This window comes from Branchiibius hedensis (genome assembly GCF_900108585.1).
Classification (GTDB): domain Bacteria; phylum Actinomycetota; class Actinomycetes; order Actinomycetales; family Dermatophilaceae; genus Branchiibius; species Branchiibius hedensis.
In genome coordinates this window covers 2,505,777-2,521,879 of the sequence record NZ_UESZ01000001.1, presented here as the reverse complement: position 1 = coordinate 2,521,879, position 16,103 = coordinate 2,505,777, and the positions used below count along the sequence as shown (strand labels likewise).

Sequence of the window (16,103 nt, the reverse complement as noted above, 5' to 3'; positions counted from 1 at the left end):
CATTTCTCTCGTGGTGAGCGCCGGTCCGACCAGTCAACGCCGTGCGGGCAAAAGCGCGTCGCGGCCATCCAGCCGACCCCGTTCCGGTACGCCGACCACGCGCCCCAGCGTGAAACCCGCCTCCGTGGCGGCACCAGCCCCAGCCCCTCGACGTACGCCTCGTTCGATGCGGCGGATGGTCGGGATCGGTGCCCTGCTGCTGTTTCTCGCGGTGCTGCTGACCCCCACGGTGCGTGGCTACCTCGGTCAGCGATCGCAGATCAACCAGGCCCAGGCGCAGGTCGATGCCCAGGAGCAGGACATCGCCAACAAACAGGCGCAGCTCAAGCAGTGGAATGACCCGAAATACGTTGAGGAGCAAGCAAAGTCGCGGCTCGGCTTCGTGAAGCCGGGGCAGACCCTGACGGTCACCGTCGATAAGGACGGCCAGGCCCGCCAGTCTGCCGGCACCGATGTCATCCCGGCCAAGCCGACCCAGCCGTGGTACGACCAACTGTGGTCTTCAGTGCAGGGCGCTGCCACTCGCAAATGACCGTCTCCGACGCAGACCTGGCTGCCGTCGAGCAGCAACTGGGTCGCACCCCTCGTGGCGTCGTCGCGATCGCGGCGCGCTGCCCGTGTGGCTGCCCGGCCGTGGTGCGCACGCTGCCGCGACTGCCCAACGGCACCCCGTTCCCGACCACCTTCTACGCGACGTGTCCCCGGCTGACCGGCGCGATCAGCACCCTGGAAGCCAGTGGCCTGATGCGCGAGATGTCGCAGCGCCTGCAGGAGGATCCCGAACTGTCGGCCGCGTATCGCCGGGCGCACGAGGACTATCTGCGTCGCCGCGCCGAGTTGGGTGAGGTCCCTGAGATCGACGGCATCTCAGCCGGCGGTATGCCCGATCGCGTCAAGTGTCTGCACGTCCTGGTCGCACACTCCCTAGCCGTCGGGCCGGGGATCAACCCGCTGGGTGACGAAGCCCTGGCCGCGTTGCCGCAGTGGTGGGCGAACGGTTGCTGCGGCGTTCAGGGTTAGCCGCCACTCGTCGTACGCTAAGCGCGCCCTCGTAGCCCAATCGGCAGAGGCAGGCGACTTAAAATCGCTCGAGTGCGGGTTCGAGTCCCGTCGAGGGCACCAAGACCTCCTTACTCGACGCGCACGAAGGTAGTTGAGCCGCTGTGCCAGGTGAGCAAATCAGGCGGGGTGTCTGACCCGACTCGTGCCACTTGAGCGGGATTTCGCGGTCGGCGAGTCATCGGTGCTGGTCAGGGCGTTGCGGTTGCAGGTTTTGACACACTAATCGGGCCGATATTCTGGGGTCGTGGTGTTCGTGCGGAAGGTCAAGACCGCCTCGGGCGCGACCGCCGTGCAGATCGCGCAGCGCGTCGATGGACGCGACAAGGTGCTGGAACACCTCGGCTCTGCGCACACCGCCCAAGAGCTAGCGGTGCTGGTGCAGGTTGCTCGGCAGCGTCTTCACCCCGGGCAGGGCGAACTGGACCTGAGCGCTGGAGCTGTCCCGGCTGGTCAGGGCGTGATTACCGGCAAGACCAGCGCCGTCCTGTGGGAGGTCCTGTCGCAGGCCTACACCGCCTTGGGGTTCGACGCGCTCGGCGATGCCGCGTTTCGGGAGTTCGTGTTGGCCCGGATCATCGAACGACCTCCAAAGCGGACACGGTGCGTGTCCTGGACGAGATCGGCGTCGAACACGCGTCGCTGCGCACGATGTTCCGCTCCCTGAAACGCTGCGCCAGCGCCGAGTACCGCGACACCCTGGCGACTGCGTGCTTCGAACACGCCACTACCGCAGGAGATCTCAGCTTGTGCCTGTACGACGTGACCACGTTGTATTTCGAAGCTGAGCAGGAAGACGACCTACGCAAGGTCGGATACTCAAAAGAACGCCGGGTCGATCCACAAATCGTGGTCGGGTTGCTGGTGGACCGCCAAGGGTTCCCGTTGGAGATCGGCTGCTATGAGGGCAACCAGGCCGAGACCGCCACGATCGTGCCGATCGTGACCCAGTTCCAAGAGCGGCACGGCCTGGCCGACATGGTGGTGGTCGCCGACGCCGGCATGTTATCGGCGGAGAACCTGGGCAAGCTCGATGAGGCGAACCTGCGGTTCATCGTCGGCTCCCGGGTCGTCAAAGCCCCCGGTGACCTGGCTAAGCACTTCCACTGGCGCGGGGATGCGTTCGCTGATGGGCAGGTCATCGACACCATCACCCCACGGCGGGTCAGCGCCGCAGCGAAGGCGGAGAACGACCCCAACAAAGCCGCCGAACCGGTGTGGGACCGGCAGGACAATCCGTTGTCGTGGCGGGCGGCGTGGGCGTACTCCCGTAAACGCGCTGTCCGGGACGCCAAGACGTTGACGATCCAGCAGCAACGCGCGCAGGCCGTGGTCGATGGGGAACGGGCACCCAAAAAGCCCCGGTTCGTCAAAACCATCGACGGCGCAACCGAATTGGATCAATCAGGTTTGGATCGGGCTCGGCGCTTGGTCGGGTTGAAGGGCTACGTCACCAACATCCCCAACGCCACGATGCCCGCAGCCGAGGTGATCGCGAAGTACCACGACCTGTGGCAGGTAGAAGCCTCGTTCCGGATGTCCAAAACCGACCTGAGAGCCCGGCCGATCTTCCATGACGACCGCGACGCCATCGAAGCCCACCTGACCATCGTGTTCGCCGCCCTCGCGATCAGCCGACACCTCCAGCAGCAGACCGGGATCAGCATCAAAAGTATCGTGCGAACCCTGCGCCCGTTGCAGCAGATCACCGTGCGAATCGCCGGTCACCAGCACGTCGCCGCCGATCCGCTCAACCCACTCGCGGCCGAGATTCTCGCTGCGACTGGCACAACCTGGCCGACACACTAAATTGGCACGAGTCGGGAGGGCACCAAGACCTCCTTACTCGACGCGCACGAAGGTAGTTGAGCCGCTGTGCCAGGTGAGCAAATCAGGCGGGGTGTCTGACGGGAGTCGAACCCGCTAGCAGCTGGGCCACATCTATGCCGCGTTGGTGTTCGCACAGCCTCCCCGGCAAGACTACGAATTTAGATTCTCCCGGAGAGCTAAGGTGCTAGTCCGCGCTATAGGTGTCATCGGTTTCCTCAAGGTAGTAGCGATTATCTCCGATCGTGACGCAAATCGGTTTACTCACTCCGAATCGTGATGTTCAGGATGAACCAATCTGCTTGATTTCCCGTAGATTCCAACGCTCGTCAGTCCAATGCAGGATATACCGTGCCAAGCTGTCGTCTGAGGGAAGATCGATTACGTGTTTGCCAGAGGCATCGTAGACGTTCATCTCGTCGAGTACGTACTGTCCTTCTATAATTACCGTGTCTCCATTGGAGGAGACTACTGTTGGATTACGTAAGGATATGCTCCCGTTCTTCACATGCCAGCCGTGGTCATGCAAAACCCCAATCTTGCTCGCCATCCCGTTGCATCCGCTGCACGTGTCCTCACCCCAGCCTGCAAGGCGCAAATTGTCGGGCGTAGGAGAGTGAAACGCACGGTTGAGCGCGGCGATATAGCTAGCTACAAAGGCCAGAGCGCTAGCGTCGTCCCGGACGGTGGCGTCCGTTGGGAGACTTGCCGGTGGGCCCGTTGGCGGGGGCGGGTCATAGATTCCATCGCTCGTGCTCGATCCCGCAGATGCAGATGGACTCGCTGTGGTGCGCGTACTGTTCGATCCCGCGGATGCACTGGTCGGGTGGTTCTGTCGTGCTGGTTCGAGGCTGCATCCCCCGATGGCTGTCGCCATCGCCACTAAGGCTAGGGCGGCAGCGCCTACCTGCCGGTTCATGAGCATTGCCTGACTCCTGGGTAAGGTGGGTGAGCGAGCGCCTATCGGAGAAACTGCGCGAAATTTGTTGCGTACGCCTCCTTGCCCAAGCGGTTCGGGTGAAAGGACTCGCCCAATCGGTCACTGATTCCATTGATCCACTCGTCGGCCGAACAAACAGCGTGACCACTGTATGACGCGCGCACATCCACAACTCCTAAACCGTGTGCGGCAGGCGTGACCTCGCTGACGTGCATGCCTCTATGGTTGACGGCGGCCCGGTCGAGAAGTGGACGGGGATGAACGGGGTGGATCACTGGGTGACGGGCGGTGCTCTTGCGGCCGCCGCACTGACCTTGGCCGCCGCATTCGTCACTGCGATGCTGAGCTGGGGCGCGTTCACCACCAGCTGGAACGACGACCGACGCAGGGAGAACCCGGCGGTCCAGGGTGCGACGAACGAGCGGGGACTGGTTTCAGGAACCGCTGCGACCTTCTTGCTCGTCGGGTTGGCGCTAACCGCATCCAGTGGGGTGGTGACGCCTTTGGTGTACCAATGGACGGTCCACACCACTACCGCAGTCGCCAATTAGCGACCCGGATCGTTAGCGGTTTCGCCTAGGCATGGAAGGCGCCCCGATCTGGGTCCGATCAAGGGGTGCCTGGGCCGTCGTTACCTGGCAGGCTGGGGCGCACCGCCGCAAAGGAGCCCGGCCATGCCGAAGATCGTGCCCTGCATCTGGTTCGACAACGACGCCGTCGGCGCCGCCGAACTCTACGTTTCGCTCCCGACTCGTGCCACTTGAGCGGGATTTCGCGGTCGGCGAGTCATCGGTGCTGGTCAGGGCGTTGCGGTTGCAGGTTTTGACACACTAATCGGGCCGATATTCTGGGGTCGTGGTGTTCGTGCGGAAGGTCAAGACCGCCTCGGGCGCGACCGCCGTGCAGATCGCGCAGCGCGTCGATGGACGCGACAAGGTGCTGGAACACCTCGGCTCTGCGCACACCGCCCAAGAGCTAGCGGTGCTGGTGCAGGTTGCTCGGCAGCGTCTTCACCCCGGGCAGGGCGAACTGGACCTGAGCGCTGGAGCTGTCCCGGCTGGTCAGGGCGTGATTACCGGCAAGACCAGCGCCGTCCTGTGGGAGGTCCTGTCGCAGGCCTACACCGCCTTGGGGTTCGACGCGCTCGGCGATGCCGCGTTTCGGGAGTTCGTGTTGGCCCGGATCATCGAACGACCTCCAAAGCGGACACGGTGCGTGTCCTGGACGAGATCGGCGTCGAACACGCGTCGCTGCGCACGATGTTCCGCTCCCTGAAACGCTGCGCCAGCGCCGAGTACCGCGACACCCTGGCGACTGCGTGCTTCGAACACGCCACTACCGCAGGAGATCTCAGCTTGTGCCTGTACGACGTGACCACGTTGTATTTCGAAGCTGAGCAGGAAGACGACCTACGCAAGGTCGGATACTCAAAAGAACGCCGGGTCGATCCACAAATCGTGGTCGGGTTGCTGGTGGACCGCCAAGGGTTCCCGTTGGAGATCGGCTGCTATGAGGGCAACCAGGCCGAGACCGCCACGATCGTGCCGATCGTGACCCAGTTCCAAGAGCGGCACGGCCTGGCCGACATGGTGGTGGTCGCCGACGCCGGCATGTTATCGGCGGAGAACCTGGGCAAGCTCGATGAGGCGAACCTGCGGTTCATCGTCGGCTCCCGGGTCGTCAAAGCCCCCGGTGACCTGGCTAAGCACTTCCACTGGCGCGGGGATGCGTTCGCTGATGGGCAGGTCATCGACACCATCACCCCACGGCGGGTCAGCGCCGCAGCGAAGGCGGAGAACGACCCCAACAAAGCCGCCGAACCGGTGTGGGACCGGCAGGACAATCCGTTGTCGTGGCGGGCGGCGTGGGCGTACTCCCGTAAACGCGCTGTCCGGGACGCCAAGACGTTGACGATCCAGCAGCAACGCGCGCAGGCCGTGGTCGATGGGGAACGGGCACCCAAAAAGCCCCGGTTCGTCAAAACCATCGACGGCGCAACCGAATTGGATCAATCAGGTTTGGATCGGGCTCGGCGCTTGGTCGGGTTGAAGGGCTACGTCACCAACATCCCCAACGCCACGATGCCCGCAGCCGAGGTGATCGCGAAGTACCACGACCTGTGGCAGGTAGAAGCCTCGTTCCGGATGTCCAAAACCGACCTGAGAGCCCGGCCGATCTTCCATGACGACCGCGACGCCATCGAAGCCCACCTGACCATCGTGTTCGCCGCCCTCGCGATCAGCCGACACCTCCAGCAGCAGACCGGGATCAGCATCAAAAGTATCGTGCGAACCCTGCGCCCGTTGCAGCAGATCACCGTGCGAATCGCCGGTCACCAGCACGTCGCCGCCGATCCGCTCAACCCACTCGCGGCCGAGATTCTCGCTGCGACTGGCACAACCTGGCCGACACACTAAATTGGCACGAGTCGGGTTAGCGGTTTCGCCTAGGCATGGAAGGCGCCCCGATCTGGGTCCGATCAAGGGGTGCCTGGGCCGTCGTTACCTGGCAGGCTGGGGCGCACCGCCGCAAAGGAGCCCGGCCATGCCGAAGATCGTGCCCTGCATCTGGTTCGACAACGACGCCGTCGGCGCCGCCGAACTCTACGTTTCGCTGTTCCCTGACTCGCGGATCGTCCGGACCACGGATTACCCGGGATCGACCGACGAGGGCTTGGCGGACTTCCAACTCGATCGGGCCGGCAGGGTGTTGACCGTCGACTTCGAACTCGCCGGACTGTCCTTCGTCGGTCTGAACGCCGGCCCGCAGTTCAAGCCCACGCCCGCGCTGTCGTTTATGGTCAACTTCGATCCATCGCGCGACCCGGACGCACGCGCATCCTTGGATCGGGTCTGGGCCGCGCTCGGCGACGGCGGCCAGGTGCTGATGCAGTTGGGGGAGTACCCGTTCAGCCCGCACTACGGCTGGGTCAATGACAAGTACGGCGTGAGCTGGCAACTCATCCTGACCAACCCCGAGGGCGACCCCCGACCGCACATCATGCCCAGCTTCCTGTTCAGCGGCGCGGTCACGGGCAAAGCCCAAGAGGCAATTGCCCACTGGGGCAGCCTGTTCGAGGGCTCGCACCCCGGGCAGATCGTGACCCGACCGGAGGCGGAGGGGAGCGCGGCTGCCGGATCCCTGCTGTTCGGTGACTTCACTCTCGGCGATCAGTGGTTCGTCGCGATGGATTCCCCGGTCGAGCATGCCTTCGGCTTCACCGAGGGCGTCTCGCTGATGGTCGACGCACACGGCCAAGAGGGCATCGACCACTTCTGGGCGGGCCTTTCGCATGTGCCCGAGGCCGAGCAATGCGGTTGGTGCAAGGACGAGTACGGCGTGTCCTGGCAGGTCATTCCGGACAATTTCGAGCAATTGATGAGCCGGCCGGACGCCTTCGCCACAATGATGAACCAGCACAAGATTGTCATCGACGAGTATTAAGGCAGTCCATGACCCAACCCGCGACTGAGTCCGCCCTCAACGTCGAGCACAACGGGATCAACACCGTCCCCGACGCCGAGCACAAAGGCCAACCGCGAGAGCTCTTCTGGCCGTGGTTCGCCGCGAACATCTCGGTGCTCGGCATCGCCTACGGCGCCTACCTGCTGAACTTCAAGGTCTCCTTCTGGCAGGCCGCCATCGTTGGCGTGCTTGGGATCCTGGTGTCGTTCCTGCTGTGCGGATTGGTGGCCCTGTCCGGCAAGCGCGGCCATGCACCCACGATGACGCTGTCGCGAGCAGCCTTTGGGGTCAACGGCAACCGGCTCCCTTCCTTGATCTCCTGGCTGCTCACCGTGGGCTGGGAGACCGTGCTGTGTTCGCTGGCGGTCCTGGCGACCAGCACCGTGTTCAAAGAGCTCGGCTGGAGCGACGGCAACGCCACCAAGGTCATCGCGATGGTCGTCGTGGCGGCACTGATCGTGGGCGGCGGGGTCATCGGCTTCGACTTCGTGATGAAGCTGCAGCAGTGGATCACGATCATCACCGCGGTGCTCACCATCGTCTACGTGATCCTGGTCGTCGACCAGATCGACTGGGCTACCGTCAGCGCCATACCGGCCGGGGGAGCGCCACAGGTGATCGGTGGCGCCATCTTCATGGCCACCGGCTTCGGGCTGGGCTGGGTCAACGCGGCCGGTGACTATTCGCGCTATCTGCCCAGCAGTGCCTCCAGCAAAGGCGTCGTCGGCTGGACCACCCTCGGCGGTGCGCTCGGCCCGGTGATCCTGTTGCTCATCGGCTTGCTGCTGGTCGGCTCCTCGCAGGATCTGGGCCAGGCGATCAACAACGACCCGATCGGCGCACTGGCGTCGGTCCTGCCCAACTGGTTCCTGCTGATCTTCCTGGTCGTCGCCATCCTCGGTCTGATCGGCGGCGCAGTCCTCGACATCTATTCCTCGGGCCTGGCCCTGATGAGCATCGGGGTGAAGGTCCCGCGCCCAGTCGCGGCGGGCATCGACGGCACGATCATGATCCTGGGCACCATCTACTTCGTCTTCATCGCCGACAACTTCTTCTTTCCGTTCCAGGGCTTCCTGATCACCCTCGGCGTGCCGATCTCCGCGTGGTGCGGGGTATTCCTCGCCGACTTGCTACTGCGGCGCCAGGGATACGCCTCGCGCGAGTTGTTCGATCCGAACGGCCGCTACGGCAACGTCAACTGGGTTTCCGTCGCACTGGTGGTCGTCGGTACCGCCGTCGGCTGGGGGCTGGTCACCAACACCTACGCGGGCTGGCTGCAGTGGCAGGGCTACCTCCTCGGCCCGATCGGCGGCAAGAGCGGTGACTGGGCCGGCGCCAACTTGGGCGTCGTAGCAGCGCTGCTGATCGGCTTCGTCGGTTATCTGCTGCTCGGCCGCCGCAGGGTGCAGGAGCAGGAGGCGATCCCGCTGGATGAGTCCGAGGCCAACCTGGACATCGAGGAGCCGACCCCGTGAGTGCTCGCGAGGTGCTGATGCTGATCGACATGCAGGCGGTCTTCGCCAGGCCGCCGAGCCCGTGGGCCTCGGGCCAGTACCCGGGGGCTGAACGTCACGCGCTCCGCCTGCGAGCGGCGTACCCCGATGAGCGTACGGCGATCACCCGCTACCTGCCGCCCGATCCGGTGACGGGCGCCTGGGTCCCGTACTTCGAGGCGTGGCCGTTCGCGCTTGACCCGGCGCAAGCCGACTACGAACTCATGCCCGGCTTCGAACCGCGCGGTGCCACCCTCATCGAGCGCACCACCTTCGGCAAGTGGGACGCGACGTCGCAACACGCGATGGGCGACCCCGACGCGATCGTCCTCGCGGGGGTCAGCACCGACTGTTGCGTGCTGTCGACGGCGCTCGCCGCCGCCGACGCCGGCGTCCGGGTGCGGGTCGTCGCCGACGCCTGCGCGGGGGCCAGCCCCACCGACCACCAGCGAGCGCTCGACGCGATGGCGCTCTACGCACCGCTGATCGAGATCACCGACACCGATGCCGTACTGCGCGGATCGTTACCAGCGTGAGACCGGCGAACCGGCACAGAATGGCTATGCCAAACGTTGCACCACACAGATAATGGTGTGAGCCAACGAGAAGGGATCCCGTGATGGCGAGCAATCCGGTGTTCGGCCGGTTCGACAAGGACCTGAGTAAGGGCGAGTACGCCTCGATCGGTCAACCGCAGTACGGCCAGTACGCACAGCCGCAGCAGCCCGGCATGCCGGGTGGGCAGTGGTCCCAGGCGCCGGCCGCTGGCGCAGCGGCGTACCAGCAGAACCTCGAGGACCTGTACAACTCCCCGGCGGCGACCTCGGCGCAGACCCGGCGCATGACGATGAATGACGTCATCATGAAGAGCCTCGGGCTGTTCGCAGTGTTGGTGGCGGTCGCCGCAGGTGCGTGGATCGCTATTGATCACAATCCGTCGCTGTCGGTGCCGCTGTGGATCGGCGGTGCCATCGTGGGTCTGATCCTGGTGTTCGTCATCTCCTTCAAGAAGGTTGTGTCGCCGCCGTTGATCGTGGCCTATGCCGTCGCCGAGGGTCTCTTCCTCGGTGCTGTCAGCCGCTCATTCGAGAACGTCCCCCAGTGGAGCGGGATCGTCGTCCAGGCGGTCATCGCGACGCTGTGTGTCTTCGTCGGCATGTACGCGCTGTTCTTCTCCGGCGTCATCAAGGTCACCGAGCGCTCCCGCAAGATCTTCATGATGGCGCTGCTGGGTTATGTCCTGTTCGCCGTGGTCAACGCGATCCTGGTCTGGACCGGTGTGCTGTCCGGGTTCGGGGTGGGTGGCAGCGGTCCGTGGGGCATCCTGATCAGCGTGGTCGCTGTCGGGTTGGCCGCCTACTCCCTCGCTGTGGACTTCGACTCCATCCAGCGCGGCGTCAACGCGGGTCTGCCGGAGAAGTACTCCTGGCTGATGGCCTTCGGTCTGATGGTCACCCTGGTGTGGCTGTACGTGGAGTTGCTGCGTCTGTTCGCCCGGATGCGCGACTGACCACCGACAGCGACCCCGGCGCCGAATTGGCCCGGATCGTCCGCCGCTGGCACGAGTTGCCGCAGGACCGGGCGACCGGGTTGGCGCCCACCGTGCACGACGTCACGCAGACCCTCGCCGACGAAACGGCGAGGGTCTGCGGGCGCCGGTTGATCGACGTACCCGACCTGGGACCGTCCGCGGTGGCCGACCAACTGCGGGTCATCACGTACGACGCCCTGCAGGCTGGTCTCGACCCCACCTGGCTCGCGGCACGGCTGACCGCCCTGCGCCGCACGATTGCCTGAGAAACACGATTACTTGAGAAACACGATGGGCCCGACCAAACGGTCGGGCCCATCGTCTTGTCCAGAGGTCAGCTCAGGCGTTCGTAGATGATCGCCATACCCTGGCCGCCACCGACGCACATCGTCTCCAGGCCGAAGGTGCCATCAACGGTCCGTAGGCCGTTCAGCAGCGTCGTGGTGATGCGGGCGCCGGTCGAGCCGAACGGGTGACCCAACGCAATCGCGCCACCGTGGATGTTCAGCTTGTCGTAGTCCAGCTTGAGGTCGTCGGCCGACGGCAGCACCTGCGCCGCGAAGGCCTCGTTGATCTCGTAGAGGTCGAGGTCGCTCACGCTCATCCCGGCACGCTCCAGTGCCTGGTTGACCGCACCGACCGGGCCCAGACCCATGATCTCCGGGGACAGGCCGGTGACACCGGTCGAGACGACCCGGGCCAGCGGGGTGATCCCCAACTCCTTGGCCTTGGTGTCGCTCATGACGACCAGGGCGGCGGCGCCGTCGTTCAGCGGGCAGCAGTTGCCGGCCGTCACCGTGCCGTTCTCGCGGAAGACCGGGTTCAGCGTCGAGACCTTCTCCAGCGTGACGCCGGCGCGGGGCCCGTCGTCGGTGCTGACGATGGTTCCGTCGGGCAGCGTGATCGGGGTGATCTCGCGCTCGAAGAAGCCCGCCTTGATGGCCTCCTCGGCCTTGTTCTGGCTACGGACACCCCACTCGTCCTGGCGCTCGCGGGAGACGCCACGGGAGGTGGCGACGTTCTCGGCGGTCTGGCCCATCGCGATGTAGACGTCGGGCAGCAGGCCGTCCAGCCGCGGGTCGGCCCAGGTGGCGTTGGTCTTGGCGGTCTCTTCAGTGCGGGCAATGGCCTCGGCGAAGGCCGGGTTGCGCCAGTCGTCGGCCGTGCCACCCGCACCGGAGAAGTTGGCGTAGCGCGAGACGCACTCCACACCGGCGGAGATGAAGACGTCGCCCTCACCGGCCTTGATCGCGTGCGCGGCCATCCGGGTCGTCTGCACCGAGGAGGCGCAGAACCGGTTGACGGTGGCACCCGGCACGGAGTCCAATCCGGCCAGGACCGACACCACGCGGGCCATGTTGGAGCCCTGCTCGGCCCACGGCTCGGCGCAGCCGAGATAGAGGTCGTCGATCGTGGTGGCGTCGAGCTGCGGCACCTGGCCGAGAGCGGCGCGGACGATCTGGGTGGCCAGGTCATCGGGCCGGATCGTGGTCATCGATCCCTTGAAGGCACGTCCGATCGGGGTTCGGGCGGCGGCGACGATTACTGCTTCGGTCATGGGTCCTCCGTCGTTGCAGGTGTCGGGCCGATTCTACGGCTGGGTACCGGCCGGTAGCGGGGCGGTCCCATCAGCCTCCGTGGTCGGTCCGTCGGCCGCAGTCTCCTCGGAGGTGTCCGCCGGCTCCGGTCCCGGGCCCGGGGACCGACGCAGCAGGGTCGCCCACCGGCCCCGCGAACCGTGGCCCGCTCCGTCGACCTCCGCGGCGCTCACCTCGGTTCCGGGGTGGGCCACGGCCCGTTTCGCGGCGACGCTGACCGGGCTGACCGACGGCTCGACACCCGATCCCAACCGGCTCAGCACCGGCCGGACGTTGGTGTGTTCGCCGAGGGCATCCAGCACGCTGGGCAGCAGAGCCGCCGCGACCCGGGCGTATCCCGCCGACGACGGATGGAACTGGTCGGCGGAGAACATCACCTTCGGCGTCGCCTTGAACTCCGGGCCCAACAGGTCACCCAAAGACACAGTCCGTCCACCGTGTTCGACGACGGCCACGGTCTGGGCCGCGCCGAGATCACGCGACAGCCGTTGCGCGATGAGCCGTAGCGGTTGGGCGACCGGTCGCACGACGCCCAGGTCCGGGCAGGTGCCGACGACGACCTCGGCCCCCATCGTGCGTAGTTCGTCGACCGCCTCGATCAGCGAGCGGACGGCCGCCGCTCGCGGGGTGCGCTTGGTGATGTCGTTGGCGCCCACCATGATCACGGCCAGCTGGGGCGCCGGGCCCTCGCGGACCAGGTCGAGCTGTCCGGCCAGATCCGCGGAGACCGCACCCACGACGGAGAAGTTGTGCAGCTCGACCGGGCGGCCGGCGAAGGCAGCCACGGCGGTCGCCACGATCGCGCCGACGGTCTCGTGCGGAGCGTCGACGCCGAGGCCACGGGCGGAGGAATCACCCAGGACGACCATCTGAAGGGGGTCACCCGGCCCCGCGCCGTACCGGCCGGAATCCTCCAGTCCCTCACCCCAGGGGGTGCCCACGATCCGGCGGGCCCACTTCGCTTCGCCGACCAGTACGCCCCACGCGGTGGCCACTCCGGCCGCACCCAGGCCACCGCCGTAGGCGGCCGCTGCGGCAATCTTCTGTGCTCGTCGTGCGCGTCCCATGGGTCACCTCCGCCTCCTGTGCGCGTCCTGTTGAACCTAACGCAGGAACCCGACGGTGCGGTTCCGCACCCTCCTGATGCGACACTGCCAGGGTGAGGTACGCCGAACACATCGCCGATCTGGTCGGCGACACCCCCCTGGTCAAGCTCAATCACGTCACCGATGGCATCGCCTGCACGGTCCTGGCGAAAGTCGAGTACGTCAATCCCGGCGGCTCGGTCAAGGACCGAATCGCGCTGCGGATGGTCGAAGCCGCCGAGCGCAGCGGCGCGTTGCAACCCGGCGGCACGATCATCGAGCCCACCTCGGGCAACACCGGTGTCGGGCTGGCGTTGGTTGCCCAGCGCAAGGGTTACCAGTGCATTTTCGTCTGCCCGGACAAGGTCAGCGAGGACAAGCGCAACGTCTTGAAGGCGTACGGCGCGCAGGTCGTGGTGACGCCCACGTCCGTCGCACCGGACGATCCGAACAGCTACTACTGCGTCTCCGACCGGCTCGTCCAGGAGACCCCGGGCGGCTGGAAACCCGACCAGTACTCCAACCCCGAGGGCCCCAACAGCCACTACCACTCCACGGGTCCGGAGATCTGGGCCGACACCGACGGCCGGGTCACCTCGTTCGTGGCCGGCATCGGCACGGGCGGCACGATCACCGGCACCGGCCGCTACCTGCGCGACATCTCGGCGGACCGCGAGGGCGGCCGGGTGCGCATCGTGGGCGCCGACCCGGAGGGTTCGGTCTATTCCGGCGGCACCGGCCGGCCCTATCTGGTCGAAGGCGTCGGTGAGGACATGTGGCCGCGCGCCTACGACCCGAAGGTGCCCGACGAGATCATCGCGGTCAGCGACGCGGAATCCTTCGCGATGACGCGGCGGCTGGCCCGCGAAGAAGGTCTGTTGGTGGGCGGCTCCTGCGGCATGGCGGTCGTGGCCGCGCTCAAACACGCGGCGACGTTGCCCGCCGACGCGATCGTCGTCGTACTCCTGCCCGATGGCGGACGCGGGTACCTGTCCAAGATCTTCGACGACGACTGGATGGCGTCCTACGGGTTCTTGTCGGCCGGTGAGGAGGTCAGCGTGGGTGAGGCGCTGGCCCGCAAGTCGGGCACGCTGCCGGCCCTGGTGCACACCCACCCGGCCGAAACCGTGCGCGACGCGATCATGATCCTGCGCGAGTACGCCGTGTCCCAGATGCCCGTCGTCAACGCCGAACCGCCCGTGGTCGTCGGTGAGGTCGCCGGCTCGGTGAGTGAGCGCGAACTGCTGGATGCGTTGTACGCCGGGCGCGCGCACCTGGCCGACGCCGTCGCCAAACACCTGGAACCGCCGTTGCCGCTGATCGGTGCAGGGGAGCCGGTCAGTGCCGCTCGTCAATCGCTGGAGAAGTGCGACGCTGTGATGGTGGTCGAGGACGGCAAACCGACCGGCGTGCTCACGCGCGCCGACCTGCTGTCCCTGCTGATCGACTGAGTTCGGCCAACGCCGCTTCGGCGGCGTTGAACCCGGCCATGCCGTGCACCCCACCGCCAGGCGGGGTCGCAGCCGAGCACAAGTAGAGCCCCGGGACCCCGAGCCAATAGGGGTTGGTCGTCATGCGAGGTCGGAAGACCAACTGGCGTGCCGTGTTCGCGCCAGCGCTGATGTCGCCACCGACGTAGTTGGGGTTGTACGCCGCCCACTGCACGGGGTTGATGGTCGAGCTGGCCACGATACGGTCGCGGAAGCCCGGCGCGAACCGTTCGATCTGCCGCGTGATCTGCTCGCTGGCATCTCCCGAATATCCCTGCGGCACATGGGCGTACGCATAGATGGGGTTGATCCCGTTGGCGCTTCGACCCGGATCGGCCAGGTACTGCTGGCCCAGCAGCACGAACGGCCGCTCGGGCATCGTTCCTCTGGTGGTCGCTGCCTCGGCCGTGACGATCTCTGGGGCGCTGCCGCCCAGATGGACCGTCCCTGCTCGACGCACCAGCTCATTGGTCCACGGGATGTCGCCGTCGATGGCGTAGTCGATCTTGAACGCGGCCGGCCCGTAGCGGTACGCCTCGAAGGCCCGGCGCACCCGGGGTGGCAACTGGTCGCCGACGATCTGTAGCGCTCCTGCGGGCGCGACATCCAGGACGACGACGTCCGGTCGGCGTTCGGCGATGGATCCGAGGTGATCAAGGTCAGTGATCGGCCGCCCGGTGATGACCTGGCCGCCAAGCTCCTCGAACTCGGCGACCAGGGCGCGGGCAATCGATTGACTACCGCCTTCGGCAACCGGCCAACCCACTGCGTGCGCGGCCGCCGTGAGCAAGAGGCCGACGGCGCTGGTCATCGGCCGCCGCAGGTCATCGATGGCGTGGGCGGCGGCACCGGTGAACAGCGCCCGGGCTGGGCCATCGGAGAACGCCCGTGACGCGAGCGTTGCGGGCAGCGCTGCGGCCACCCCGAAACGTCCGAGCACCAGCGGATGACGAGGTAGATGCATCACGGGCTGGAACACTTCGTCGGTCAATGGCCCGAAGTGCCGGATCGCCGGCTCGAAGATCCGCGCCCAACGGTCACCGTCCCTTCCCAGCGACTCCCGGGTCGCGGCCAGATCGCGCGTGGCCACTCCCGCTCGGCCATCGTCGAGGGGATGGGCAAGATCGATCTGCGGCCAGAGCCAGCGCAACCCGTGCCGCTCCAGGTGCAACGAGCGGAAGTACGGCGAGGCGACGCCCGTCGGGTGGAAGGCGGAGCACACGTCGTGTCGCACGCCCGGGACGGTCAGCTCTTGGGTGCGCATGCCGCCGCCGACGTCGTCGTGGCGCTCGACAACCGTGACGTGCAGCCCCGCCTGGGCGAGCCGGACGGCGGCAGCCAGACCGTTCGGGCCGCTGCCGACGACCACCGCAGACGCCGATGACTGTGCGGTCATCTTCCGAGCCTAAGCGGGTGGCGCCGATCGGCCTCTGACCTGCGGATTTGGTACCTGCGCGATCACTCGTCTAATGTCTTCCATGTCAGCCGCTGAGCGCGGCGGACAAACCCGGAGCAGGTCGCTGGGCCGAGTTGGTAACAACCGGTTCGGGGTGATATGCTGAGGGTTCTCTCGGAGCCAAGCGCGCGAGGAACGGCCAGTCGGTCGGTCTGACGC

Annotated in this window: 13 protein-coding genes, 1 tRNA gene and 2 pseudogenes; 12 read left to right on the top strand and 4 right to left on the bottom strand. The window is 66.3% G+C overall.

The genetic code is table 11. From position 1 onward, the window contains the following. Positions 1-166: 166 nt before the first annotated feature. From DR843_RS12150 to DR843_RS12135, 4 genes and pseudogenes are all read left to right on the top strand, one after another. Positions 167-532 (top strand): FtsB family cell division protein, encoded by a 366-nt coding sequence (locus tag DR843_RS12150; RefSeq protein ID WP_109686172.1) that lies wholly within the window; start codon positions 167-169, stop codon positions 530-532. Next, entirely contained in the window at positions 529-1,020 is a 492-nt protein-coding gene (locus DR843_RS12145) for a DUF501 domain-containing protein (RefSeq protein ID WP_109686170.1), read from the top strand. The genes DR843_RS12150 and DR843_RS12145 overlap by 4 nt, the downstream gene beginning before the upstream one ends. Before the next feature lie 25 nt (positions 1,021-1,045). Then, positions 1,046-1,122 (top strand) — tRNA-Leu (locus tag DR843_RS12140). A gap of 184 nt (positions 1,123-1,306) precedes the next feature. Then, a pseudogene (locus tag DR843_RS12135) lies at positions 1,307-2,868 on the top strand (IS1634 family transposase). A gap of 1,229 nt (positions 2,869-4,097) precedes the next feature. Here DR843_RS12135 and DR843_RS19815 read toward each other — a convergent pair. Then, positions 4,098-4,373 (bottom strand): hypothetical protein, encoded by a 276-nt coding sequence (locus DR843_RS19815; RefSeq protein WP_146202567.1) that lies wholly within the window; start codon positions 4,371-4,373, stop codon positions 4,098-4,100. 127 nt (positions 4,374-4,500) lie between these two features. On the opposite strand from DR843_RS19815, the gene DR843_RS20105 reads away from it, so the two are divergent. The 7 genes and pseudogenes from DR843_RS20105 to DR843_RS12100 all read left to right on the top strand — a co-directional run bounded on the left by DR843_RS20105 (position 4,501) and on the right by DR843_RS12100 (position 10,581). Then, complete coding sequence (locus tag DR843_RS20105) at positions 4,501-4,590, top strand: VOC family protein (protein ID WP_172461494.1); 90 nt, start codon at positions 4,501-4,503, stop codon at positions 4,588-4,590. 91 nt (positions 4,591-4,681) lie between these two features. Continuing rightward, positions 4,682-6,243 (top strand): annotated as a pseudogene (locus DR843_RS12125) (IS1634 family transposase). A 127-nt stretch (positions 6,244-6,370) separates the two neighbouring features. Beyond that, positions 6,371-7,270 (top strand): VOC family protein, encoded by a 900-nt coding sequence (locus tag DR843_RS12120; protein WP_109686166.1) that lies wholly within the window; start codon positions 6,371-6,373, stop codon positions 7,268-7,270. Positions 7,271-7,278: 8 nt separating this feature from the next. Beyond that, entirely contained in the window at positions 7,279-8,766 is a 1,488-nt protein-coding gene (locus DR843_RS12115) for a purine-cytosine permease family protein (RefSeq protein ID WP_109686163.1), read from the top strand. Then, positions 8,763-9,320, top strand: coding sequence for a cysteine hydrolase family protein (locus DR843_RS12110; RefSeq protein ID WP_245934112.1), 558 nt, complete (start codon positions 8,763-8,765; stop codon positions 9,318-9,320). The genes DR843_RS12115 and DR843_RS12110 overlap by 4 nt, the downstream gene beginning before the upstream one ends. A gap of 83 nt (positions 9,321-9,403) precedes the next feature. Continuing rightward, positions 9,404-10,294 carry a Bax inhibitor-1/YccA family protein gene (locus tag DR843_RS12105; RefSeq protein ID WP_109686161.1) on the top strand — a complete coding sequence of 297 codons (891 nt, stop codon included), beginning with the start codon at positions 9,404-9,406 and terminating at the stop codon, positions 10,292-10,294. Further along, complete coding sequence (locus DR843_RS12100) at positions 10,246-10,581, top strand: hypothetical protein (protein ID WP_146202566.1); 336 nt, start codon at positions 10,246-10,248, stop codon at positions 10,579-10,581. Before DR843_RS12105 ends, DR843_RS12100 begins: the two co-directional genes overlap by 49 nt. A 68-nt stretch (positions 10,582-10,649) precedes the next feature. Here the strand turns inward: DR843_RS12100 and DR843_RS12095 are convergent, their stop codons facing one another. Further along, the gene (locus DR843_RS12095; RefSeq protein ID WP_109686158.1) at positions 10,650-11,873 is read right to left on the bottom strand and encodes an acetyl-CoA C-acetyltransferase; all 1,224 of its coding nucleotides are present in this window, start codon (positions 11,871-11,873) and stop codon (positions 10,650-10,652) included. A gap of 33 nt (positions 11,874-11,906) precedes the next feature. Continuing rightward, complete coding sequence (locus DR843_RS12090) at positions 11,907-12,980, bottom strand: SGNH/GDSL hydrolase family protein (protein ID WP_109686156.1); 1,074 nt, start codon at positions 12,978-12,980, stop codon at positions 11,907-11,909. A gap of 92 nt (positions 12,981-13,072) precedes the next feature. Here DR843_RS12090 and DR843_RS12085 point away from each other — a divergent pair, with 92 nt between their 5' ends. Further along, a complete protein-coding gene (locus tag DR843_RS12085; protein ID WP_109686154.1) occupies positions 13,073-14,449 on the top strand; it encodes a cystathionine beta-synthase in 1,377 nt (458 codons plus the stop codon). Here the strand turns inward: DR843_RS12085 and DR843_RS12080 are convergent. Continuing rightward, positions 14,412-15,884: a phytoene desaturase family protein gene (locus tag DR843_RS12080; protein WP_109686152.1), complete on the bottom strand. Its 1,473-nt coding sequence runs from the start codon at positions 15,882-15,884 to the stop codon at positions 14,412-14,414. The two genes, DR843_RS12085 and DR843_RS12080, sit on opposite strands and share 38 nt — an antisense overlap. Positions 15,885-16,103 lie beyond the last annotated feature (219 nt).

Coding starts and splice junctions, on each gene's coding strand:
- DR843_RS12150 (WP_109686172.1), top strand. CDS start 167: ATGCGGCGGATGGTCGGGATCGGTGCCCTGCTGCTGTTTCTCGCGGTG.
- DR843_RS12120 (WP_109686166.1), top strand. CDS start 6,371: ATGCCGAAGATCGTGCCCTGCATCTGGTTCGACAACGACGCCGTCGGC.
- DR843_RS12105 (WP_109686161.1), top strand. CDS start 9,404: ATGGCGAGCAATCCGGTGTTCGGCCGGTTCGACAAGGACCTGAGTAAG.
- DR843_RS12095 (WP_109686158.1), bottom strand. CDS start 11,873: ATGACCGAAGCAGTAATCGTCGCCGCCGCCCGAACCCCGATCGGACGT.
- DR843_RS12115 (WP_109686163.1), top strand. CDS start 7,279: ATGACCCAACCCGCGACTGAGTCCGCCCTCAACGTCGAGCACAACGGG.
- DR843_RS12090 (WP_109686156.1), bottom strand. CDS start 12,980: ATGGGACGCGCACGACGAGCACAGAAGATTGCCGCAGCGGCCGCCTAC.
- DR843_RS12080 (WP_109686152.1), bottom strand. CDS start 15,884: ATGACCGCACAGTCATCGGCGTCTGCGGTGGTCGTCGGCAGCGGCCCG.
- DR843_RS12145 (WP_109686170.1), top strand. CDS start 529: ATGACCGTCTCCGACGCAGACCTGGCTGCCGTCGAGCAGCAACTGGGT.
- DR843_RS20105 (WP_172461494.1), top strand. CDS start 4,501: ATGCCGAAGATCGTGCCCTGCATCTGGTTCGACAACGACGCCGTCGGC.